Consider the following 9,904-nt stretch of genomic DNA (forward strand, 5'->3'; position numbering starts at 1 on the left):
CCCTCGTGCTCGCCTGCGCCCTGCCCGCCTGTGCGCAGATGCCGCCTCCGGAAGCGGCCGCGACGGTCGCCCCGCCCGTGGCCCCGGCGATGCCCACCGCACCGGTCAAGGCGGACCCGCAGCTCGCGCGCGTGCGCGCGGCGATCGCCGCGGCCGAGGCCGGCACGTTCGATGCCGCCGCCAACGCCGACCTGGTGCGCCACCCGCTCTACGGCTGGATCGAATACGCCGGGTTGCGCCGCGGGCTGCCGTCGCTCGACCGCGCGCGCGCCGATGCCTTCCTGCAGCGCTACGGCGGGCAGGCCGTCGGCGAAGCGTTCCGTGCGCAGTGGCTGGCCGAGGCCACGCGCCGCCAGGACTGGGCGGCGGTGGACGCAGCCTGGAAGCCGACGATCAAGGACACCGCGCTGCGCTGCAGCGGGTTGCAGGCCGAGGCCGCGCTGGGCCGCACGAACGCCGACTGGACGCAGCAGGCACAGGCGATCTGGCGTGGCGCGGCCGAGTCGCTGCCATCGCAGTGCGACCCGGTGTTCGCGGCGCTCGATGCGCGCGGCGGGCTCACGCCCGAGATGCGCTGGGAGCGTCTCGACAAGGCCGCCGAGGCCTGGCAGCCGGCGGTCATGCGCGCGGCGGCGAAAGGCCTGCCCGCGCCCGACGCCGCGCTCGCCAACGACTACGCCGCGTTCGTCGAGGCCCTCAACGACCGCGCGCTGTCGTGGCCGAAGACCGAGCGCAGCCGCCGCATCGCCTCCTACGGTCTCGCCCGCTACGCCAAGTCGGTGCCGCAGGACGCGCAGGCGCAGCTCGCCAAGTTCGGCCCCGCGCTCGGCTTCACCGACGTCGAGCGGGGCCGCGTGCTGTACCAGTCAGCGCTGTGGACCGCGTCGTCGTACGAGCCGGGTTCCGCGCAGCGCCTCGCCGCGGTGCCCGAAGCGTCGTATGACGACCGCCTGCGCGAATGGCGCGCGCGCGAAGCGATCGCGCGTTCGGACTGGGCGGCCGCGCTCGCGGCGATCCGCAGGATGCCCTCGCCGCAGCACGACGATTCGCGTTGGCAGTACCTCGAAGGCCGCATGGCGGAAATGCTCGGCGACCGCGAAGGCGCGCAGCGCGCGTATCGCACCGCCGCGGCGAAGCCCGAGTTCCACGGCTTCCTCGCCGCCGACCGCCTCGGCCAGCCGTACACGCTGTGTCCGTGGATTCCCGGCGATTCCCCGGCGATGCGCGCGTCGGTGGAACGCGATCCGGCGCTGCAGCGCGCACTGCTGCTGTACGACATCGATCGCGACGGCTGGGCGGTCGCCGAATGGAACGACGCGCTCTCGCGTTTCGATGCGAGCCGTCGTATCGCCGCGGTGGACCTCGCGCAACGCCACGGCTGGTTCGACCGCGCGGTGTTCTCGCTCGGCAAGGAAGATCCGGAGGAACTGCGGCTCTACACGCTGCGCTTTCCGATCCACCACGAAGCGACGATCCGTCGCGAGGCGTTGAAGAACGGCCTCGATCCGGCCTGGGTCGCGGCCGAGATCCGCGCCGAGAGCGTGTTCAATCCGGACGCACGCTCCGGCGCGAACGCGATCGGCCTGATGCAGCTGATCCCGTCCACCGGCGCGTCGATGGCGGCCAAGACGGGCCTGCCGTGGAACGGCGAGCAGGGCCTGTACGACCCGGAGACCAGCATCGTGCTCGGCACCGCCTACCTGCGGCAGCTGCTCGACGGCTACGGCGAGGGCAAGCCCTACTTCACGCTGGCCGGCTACAACGCGGGCCCGGCGCCGCTGGCGCGCTGGAAGTCGCAGCGTCCGGGGATGGAGCCCGATCTCTGGATCGAGACGATCACGTACAAGGAAACGCGCGACTACGTCGCCCGCGTGCTCGCCTTCAGCGTGCTCTACGACTGGCGCATGACCGGCAACGCGCTGCGCGTGAGCGATCGACTGCGCGGCGCGTTCGACGGGCAGCGCACGTCGTTCACGTGCCCGCTGGCGACCACGCCGCCCGCGCCGCAGCCGCTGAAGCCCGCCGCGCGCCGCGGCTGAGGCATCCTTGGCGCCTTCGACACCGCGGAGACCGCCATGGGACTGCTCGACACGCTGCTCGGCCACGCCGGCGAGAAGGACATCGCCGGGCTGCACGAGGAATTCGGCCCGCTGCTCGCGCAGGGTGAAGCGCTGCAGCGCGCGTTCGGTTTCGTGCGCGACCTGATCGTCTTCACCGATCGCCGCATGATCATCGTCGACAAGCAGGGCGTGACCGGTCGCAAGACGAGTTATCTGAGCATCCCGTACCGCGCGATCGTGATGTATTCGATCGAGACCGCCGGCCACTTCGATCTCGACAGCGACCTGAAGATCTGGGTCTCGAGCCAGCCCGAGCCGATCACGCGATCGCTCGGCCGTGGCGCAGGCGCGCGCGACATCATCGCGATCCTCGCGCAGGCCACGCGCTGAGCATGCAGGTCTACCTCGTCGGGGGCGCGGTCCGCGATCCGCTGCTCGGCGTCGAGCCGGGCGATCGCGACTTCGTCGTCGTCGGCGCCACGCCGCAGCAGATGCTCGACGCCGGCTACAAGCCGGTTGGCCGCGACTTCCCGGTGTTCCTGCATCCCGTCACCGGCGAGGAGTACGCACTCGCCCGCACCGAACGCAAGTCCGGGCGCGGCTACCGCGGCTTCGTCGTCGATGCCGATCCCTCGGTGACGCTGGAGGAGGACCTGCAGCGCCGCGACTTCACCGTCAATGCGATCGCGCGCATCGTGCGCGAGGACGGCGCGGCCGGCGACATCGTCGACCCGCTGGGCGGCGTTCGCGATCTCGAGGCGCGCGTGCTGCGCCACGTCGGCCCGGCCTTCGTCGAGGATCCGCTGCGCGTGCTGCGTGCGGCGCGGTTCATGGCGCGGCTGGCGCCGATGGGCTTCACCGTCGCGCCGGAAACGATGGCGCTGATGCGGACGATGGCCGACTCGGGCGAACTCGCCGAGCTCACGCCCGAGCGCGTCTGGCAGGAGCTGCGCCGCAGCGTCGCCAGCGCGGCGCCGTCCGCCTTCCTGCGCACGCTGCACGACGCGGGTGCGCTCGGCGCGGTCCTGCCTGAGGTCGAGGCACTCTACGGCGTGCCGCAACGCGCGGAATACCACCCGGAAGTCGACACCGGCGTGCACGTGGAGATGGTCTGCGACATGGCCGCGCGGCTCGCACCCGGTGACGACGTGATCGGCTTCGCCGCGCTGGTGCATGACCTCGGCAAGGCCTGCACGCCCGCCGACGTGCTGCCCAAGCACATCGGCCACGAGCAGGCGGGGCTAGCGCCGCTGCGCGCGCTGTGCGACCGCCTGAAGGTGCCGACCGCGCACCGCCAGCTCGCGGTCGCCGTCTGTCGCGAGCACCTCAACGTGCACCGCTTCGACGACCTGCGCGCATCGACCGTGCACGACCTGTTGCAGCGCTGCGACGGCTTCCGCCAGCCCGCACGCATCGCGCAGCTGGCGCTCGCCTGCGAGGCCGACAAGCGCGGCCGCCTCGGGCTGGAGGACGTGCCGTATCCCCAGGGCGCGGCGCTGGTCGCGGCGCTCGACGCCGCACGCGCGGTGCGTGCCGACGCGGTCGCGGCCGAAGGCTTGCAGGGTCCGGCGCTCGGCGAAGCGCTGCGCCGCGCGCGCATCCAGGCGATCGCGCGCGCGACGGGAAAGCGCCCCTGAACAGCGCACCGCGCCCGCAGCCTGCGTCGCGCGCGCTCCGCGCCCGCGCTCAAGCCCGCGGGCCGGCGGGTCGTTAACGTGGCCATGGAGCCCGTGCCGCCAGCCGCGTCCGCGCCGGTGCCGCCGGACTGGGCATCGCTGCTGCAGGCCGACGGCATGCACGCACTCGCCGCGCGCCTCGATGCCTGCGGCGACCTGCCGCCGGGCACCACGCTCGCGTGGTCGGTGGCGCCGGCTGCGCCGGTGCAGGTCGCGCCGAGACCCGCCGTCGTCCCGCTGGACGCGCACGCGCTGGCGTCGCTGCCGTCCGGCACGTCCGCACCGCTCGGCGGCAACGCGATCGCGAGCAAGCTGGCCGGCGACGACACGGCCTGGGCGGTGCTGGTCGCGACGGCGGACCTGGCGCTCGACGCAGCCACGTGGCGCCCGTTCGTCGCCAACGCGCTCGAGAAGGACCGCCTGCGCCAGGCCGTCGCCAGCCTCGAGCAGGCCGAGCGCGTGCAGCGCGCGCTGTACGAGATCACCGAGATGGCGGGCTCGGACCTCGACATGCCGGCCATGCTCGCCGGCCTGCACCGCATCGTCGGCCGGCTGATGGAGGCCGAGAACTTCTTCATCGCGCTGTACGACGCGGACAGCGACTCGATCCGCGTCATCTATTTCGCCGACACCGCCGACGAGGACTGGCAGGACCCCGATGCGATCGATCCGATGTCGCAGATCGAGGGCAGCCTGACCTGGCACCTGATCCGCGGCGCGCAGCCGCTGATGGGCGCCACCGAGGTGCTGTACCGGCAGCTGTCCGGGCCGCTGTCGGTGATCGGCCCGGGCGCGGCGGACTGGCTCGGCGTGCCGGTCAGCAGCGGTGGACGCGTGCGCGCGGCGCTGGTGGTGCAGAGCTACGAGCGCGCCGGGGTGTACACGCCGGTGGAGCGCGAGCTGCTGGCCTACGTGGGCACGCACATCGTCACCGCGATCGATCGCAAGCATGCGTTCGCCCGGCTCGAACAGCAGCGCCGCGAACTCGCGCAGCAGATCGAGGTGCGCCAGTACGTCGAGCAGCGCCTGCAGCACGAGGTGATGCACGACGCGCTGACCGGCCTGCCCAACCGCGCCTACCTGCGCGAGCACCTGGCGCGCGCGATGGCCACGCAGGCGCGCGATCCCACGCAGCGGTTCGCCGTGCTGTTCCTCGACCTCGACCGCTTCAAGGTGATCAACGACAGCGTCGGGCACCTGGTGGGCGACGAACTGCTCCGCACCGTCGCGCGGCGCTTCTCGGACTGCCTGCGCCCGCCGGACATCGTCGCGCGCCTCGGCGGCGACGAGTTCGCGGTGATCATGCACGGCGTCGACGGCAGCGACGGGCCCGTGCGCCTGGCGCAGCGGCTCATCGAATCGCTGCGCGAGCCGGTGCGCGTGGACGACAAGGAACTCTTCAGCGGCGCCAGCGTGGGCATCGCGCTGAGCAGCCCGTCGCATACCGCGCCCGAGGAACTGCTGCGCGATGCCGACATCGCGATGTACCGGGTCAAGGAAAAGGGCCGCGGCGGCTTCGAGCTGTTCGACGAACGCCTGCACCGGCAGGCCATGGACCTGCTGGCGATGGAGGGCGACCTGCGGCTCGCGCTCGCGCGGGGCGAATGCCTGCCCTACTTCCAGCCGGTGGTGCGTCTCGCCGACGGCGAGGTGGCCGGCTACGAGGCGCTGATGCGCTGGCGCCATCCGGTGCGCGGCGTCCTGGCGCCCGGCGCATTCCTTCGCGTCGCCGAGGCGGGCGGCATGCTCGAGGCGCTGGACTGGCAGCTCTACGAATCGGTCTGCCGCGCGGTGCCGACGCTGCTGCGCGACGACCAGTACGTGCACCTCAACGTGTCGCCGCGGCATTTCCTCGCGGGCGACCTCGACGCGCGGCTGCTCGCGCTGCTGCAGCGGCACGGCGTGCGGCCGTCGCAGGTGCGCATCGAGATCACGGAAGACGCCCTGATCGACAATCCCGAGCGCGTCGGCGCGTGCATCGACCGCCTGCGCGCGGCCGGCGTATTCACCGCCCTCGACGACTTCGGCACCGGCTACTCGTCGATGAGCTACCTGCACCGCTTCCGCTTCCACACGATCAAGCTCGACCGCTCGTTCATCACCGGGCTCGTGCCCGGCGCGACGTCGGTGGCCTCGTCGGTGGTGCGCGCGGTGATCGACCTCTCCCATGCACTGGGCATGGACGTGGTCGCCGAAGGCATCGAAACCGGCGACGAACGCGCGGCGGTCGCGGAGCTGGGCTGCGTGTTCGGCCAGGGCTACCTGTTCGCGCGGCCGGCGCCCACGGAGGCGTGCATCGCGGCGGTCGACGCCGAGGCCTAGCCGCGCCGTCGTGCGTCAGCGGCCGTAGACGGGCCGGTGCGCCTTCACCGCCATCACCACGCCGAGCCCCGCGAGCAGCGACACCGCCGACGTACCGCCGTAGCTCAGCAACGGCATCGGCACGCCGACCACCGGCAGCAGGCCGGCGATCATCCCGCCGTTGACGATCACGTAGACGCAGAACGCCATCGCCAGCGCGCCGGCGAGCAGGCGCGAGTAGCCGTCGCGCGCTTCCACCGCGATCCACAGGCAGCGCCCGATCACGAACATGTAGAGCGCGAGCACGGTCACCACGCCGAGCCAGCCGAACTCCTCGCTCAGCACCGCGAACACGAAGTCGGTGGTGTGCTCGGGCAGGTAGTTCAGGTGCGACTGCGAACCGTGCATCCAGCCCTTGCCCGTGAGCCCGCCCGCGCCGATCGCGATTTTCGACTGGATGATGTTCCAGCCGGCGCCCAGCGGATCGGATTCGGGATTGAGGAACGTGAGGATGCGGTCCTTCTGGTAGGGCCGCAGCAGGAAGAACCAGGCGACCGGCGCGACGCTCGCCACGCCCGCGCCCGCCGCGGCGAACCACCACCACGACAGGCCGGCGAGGTAGAGCACGAACGCGCCGCTGAGCGCGACCAGCATCGCGGTGCCGAAGTCGGGCTGCTTGAGGATGAGCAGCGTCGGCACCGCGATGATCGTCGCGGCCACCAGCGTCACCTTGAGGTTCGGCGGCAACGGGCGACGGTTGAGATACCAGGCGACCATCATCGGCAGGCTCAGCTTGAGCACTTCCGAGGGCTGGAAATAGAAGACGCCGAGGTTGATCCACAGATTGCCGTGCTTGCCGCTGCCGATCACCAGCACGACCAGCAGCGGCACGATCGACACGCCGTACACGTACGGCGTCCAGTTGCGCAGCTGGTGTACCGGGATGCGCGAGATCGCCCACATCGCGGCCAGCCCGAGCCCGTAGTGCGCGCCGCGCGCGATCACCATGTGCGTCGAGCCGTCGCCGGCGCTGTAGATCACCGCCAGGCCGATCGCCATCAGCGCGAGCAGCGCGCCGAGCAACGGCAGGTCGAGCGTGCGCGCGAAGCGCAGGCCCATGTCGAACAGCCAGCGCAGCAGGATCATCGCGCGTCCGCCTGCAGGGCCTGCAGCGTCGCCAACGCCTTGCGCGCGGCGGCCTGGCCGCGCGCCTGCGCGACGGTGGGCGCGGCGACGGTGATGGTCTCGTCGTCGCTCGGCGGCGGGGCCGGTTTCGGCGCGGGCGTGGCGGGCTTCGCGGGCGCGGCCGCGGGCTTGGCCGCCGTCGGCGCGACGTCCGCGGGCGGCACGTAATCCAGCGGCGCGCCGCCCTGCGGCGAACGCATCACGCCCTCGGCGGGCTCGGGCATCTTGCCGAGCAGCCACGCGTCGAAGACCTTGCGCGCGATCGGGCCGGCCGACGACGCGCCGTAGCCGCCATGCTCGACCGACACCGCGATCGCGATGCGCGGGTTGTCGGCCGGGGCATAGGCGACGAACAGCGCCTGGTGGCGCAGGTTGTACGGCAGCGCGTGCGGATCGCTGCTCACGTTGCCGCGGCGGCTGACCTTCTGGGCGGTGCCGGTCTTGGCCGCCATCAGGTACGGCATGCCGCGGCCGATCATCGCGGCGGTGCCGCCGCCGTGCACGGTCGCGACCATGCCTTCCTGCACGGCGCGCAGGTGCTCCTCGCTGGGCGTGATGCGCGGGCCGGCCGGGTGCGGCGTCGCGCGCCAGGGGCCGTTGTAGCCATCGCGCGTGGCCATCACCAGGTGCAGCGGATGCAGCGCGCCGCCGTTGGCGATCGCCGCGGTGCCGCGCACGAGCTGCAGCACCGTCGCCACCCAGTAGCCCTGCCCGATGCCCGCGATCACCGTCTCGCCCGCGTACCACGGGTCCTTGCTGCGCTTGGCCTTCCACTGCGGCGACGGCACGATGCCGATGTTCTCGCCGAGCAGGTCGATGCCGGTCTTCTGCCCGAAGCCGTAGCGGCGCATGTACGCATCGAACTTCTCGATGCCCATGTCGTAGGCGAGTTTGTAGTAGTAGAAGTTCACCGACTGTGCGATCGACTTGCGCAGGTCGGTCCAGCCCGCGCCGCCGTGCGCGTCGCGATAGCCGCGGCGCTGGCCGGGAATGTGGAACTCGCCGGTGGAGAACACCGCCGACGCCGGCGTGCGCAGCCCGCTGTCGAGGCCGGCGAGGCCCACCAGCGGCTTGACCGTCGAGCCCGGCGGGCCGCCGCCGAGCACGGGGCGGTTGAACAGCGGGCGCGACGGGTTGGTCGTCAGTGCCTTGTACGCGCCGTGCGTGATGCCGTTGACGAACAGGTTCGCGTCGTACGACGGCAGCGAGACCATCGCCAGCACGTCGCCGGTCTGCGGGTCGACCGCGACCGCCGCGCCGTCCATGTCGCCGAACGCGGTGACCATCGCCTGCTGCAGGTCGATGTCGATGGACAGGCGCAGATCCGTGCCCGGCTGCGCGGGCACGCGGCCCACGGTGCGCAGCGGGCGGCCTTCCACGTTGGTCTCGATCTTCTCGTAGCCGATCCTGCCGCGCAGGCGGTCCTCGTAGGCGCGCTCGAGCCCGGTCTTGCCGATGTGGGTGAGCGCGTCGAAGCCGGGGCCGAGGTTCTTCGCGTCGGCCACGTCCACGCGGCCCACGTAGCCGACGACGTGCGCGGTCAGCTCGCCGTAGGGATAGCGGCGGTTGAGATACGAAACGAGTTCGACGCCCGGATAGCGCCAGCGGTCGACCGCGAAGCGCGCGGCCTCCTCGTCGCTGACGCGCATCTTCAGCGTGATCGGCTTGAATCCGCGCGAGGCGTGCCGCGCCTGCTCGAAGCGCTCGATGTCCTCGGGCGCGAGCGCGACGCGCTGCGCGAGGCCCGGCAGCCACGTCTTCGGATCGCCCGCCTCGCTCGGCGTCACGTCCAGGCGCCAGGCCGGCACGTTGTCGGCGAGGATGCGGCCCTTGCGGTCGTAGATCAGGCCGCGGCCGGGCACGATCGGCTGCAGCTTGATGCGGTTCGCCTCCGAGCGCGTCACGAAGTCCTCGTGCTGCAGCACCTGCAGGCGGAAGTACCAGCCGCCGAGCCCGAGCAGCGCGAGCGAGATGGACAGCATCGCGACGAAGGCCCGCGCGCGGAACTGCGCGGCCTCGGCGCCGGCATTCTTCATCCGTCGACTGCGCGGCCGCACCAGTGCCATCGTCGCGGCCTCAGCGCCGGCGCCAGGCGCCGAAGCGCAGGGCGTCGAGGATCAGGAACACCAGCGGCCACAGCAGCATGCCGATGGCCGGCGCGGCCCAGTACGCCCACGGCAGCGTGGGCTCGCCGAGCGCGAGGTGCAGGCCGGCGCTGACGATGCGGTCGTTGACCAGCAGCGCGCCGATCGTGAGCGCCTGCTGCGAGACCGGAAAGAACCGCAGGCGCGCGCGGAAGCGCTGCACGATGAAGGCGAGGATGACCAGCCGCAGCGCCTGCTCGCCGAGCAGCCCGCCGTCGACGATGTCGCCGACCAGCCCGAGCAGGAACGCGAACCCGAGGCCGACGCGGTCGGGGTCCTCGATCAGCCAGTAGGCGAGCACGAGCCCGATCCAGAACGGCCGCATCGGCTGCAGCGCACCCGGCAGCGGCAACAGGCCGAGCAGCAGCGCGACGGCGAGGCTCGCGTAGAGCGTCCAGCGCGGATACGAGCGCATCAGCGACGCTCCGGCGGGGCGGGCGGCGGGGAGCGGTCGCCCGTCGCTGCGGGTGTCCCGGCCGCGGCGGGTGGCGTCGACGTCCCCGCCGGCGCCGCGGCGGACGGCGGCGTCGTGCCCGCG

The 9,904-nt window shown here is 72.3% G+C and carries 7 protein-coding genes; 4 read left to right on the plus strand and 3 right to left on the minus strand.

The features are described from left to right. Window positions 1–89: 89 nt before the first annotated feature. From E4F61_RS08480 to E4F61_RS08495, 4 genes are all read left to right on the plus strand, one after another. Window positions 90–2,039 carry a lytic transglycosylase domain-containing protein gene (locus tag E4F61_RS08480; protein ID WP_238382860.1) on the plus strand — a complete coding sequence of 650 codons (1,950 nt, stop codon included), beginning with the start codon at window positions 90–92 and terminating at the stop codon, window positions 2,037–2,039. A gap of 36 nt (window positions 2,040–2,075) precedes the next feature. Continuing rightward, a complete protein-coding gene (locus E4F61_RS08485) occupies window positions 2,076–2,450 on the plus strand; it encodes a PH domain-containing protein (protein ID WP_133479241.1) in 375 nt (124 codons plus the stop codon). 2 nt (window positions 2,451–2,452) lie between these two features. Continuing rightward, complete coding sequence (locus tag E4F61_RS08490) at window positions 2,453–3,697, plus strand: multifunctional CCA addition/repair protein (protein WP_133479242.1); 1,245 nt, start codon at window positions 2,453–2,455, stop codon at window positions 3,695–3,697. Window positions 3,698–3,781: 84 nt separating this feature from the next. Further along, window positions 3,782–6,058 carry a putative bifunctional diguanylate cyclase/phosphodiesterase gene (locus E4F61_RS08495; protein ID WP_238382861.1) on the plus strand — a complete coding sequence of 759 codons (2,277 nt, stop codon included), beginning with the start codon at window positions 3,782–3,784 and terminating at the stop codon, window positions 6,056–6,058. A 15-nt stretch (window positions 6,059–6,073) separates the two neighbouring features. Here the strand turns inward: E4F61_RS08495 and rodA are convergent, their stop codons facing one another. Genes rodA through mreD form a run of 3 tightly spaced genes read right to left on the minus strand, consistent with a single transcriptional unit; the run spans window position 6,074 to window position 9,781 of the window. Continuing rightward, window positions 6,074–7,183: a rod shape-determining protein RodA gene (gene rodA, locus E4F61_RS08500; protein ID WP_238382858.1), complete on the minus strand. Its 1,110-nt coding sequence runs from the start codon at window positions 7,181–7,183 to the stop codon at window positions 6,074–6,076. Beyond that, complete coding sequence (gene mrdA / locus E4F61_RS08505; RefSeq protein ID WP_133479244.1) at window positions 7,180–9,288, minus strand: penicillin-binding protein 2; 2,109 nt, start codon at window positions 9,286–9,288, stop codon at window positions 7,180–7,182. Before mrdA ends, rodA begins: the two co-directional genes overlap by 4 nt. A 10-nt stretch (window positions 9,289–9,298) precedes the next feature. Then, window positions 9,299–9,781: a rod shape-determining protein MreD gene (mreD, locus tag E4F61_RS08510; RefSeq protein ID WP_133479245.1), complete on the minus strand. Its 483-nt coding sequence runs from the start codon at window positions 9,779–9,781 to the stop codon at window positions 9,299–9,301. Between the last annotated feature and the right edge of the window lie 123 nt (window positions 9,782–9,904).

This window comes from Cognatilysobacter segetis, from assembly GCF_004359965.1.
GTDB lineage: Bacteria > Pseudomonadota > Gammaproteobacteria > Xanthomonadales > Xanthomonadaceae > Cognatilysobacter > Cognatilysobacter segetis.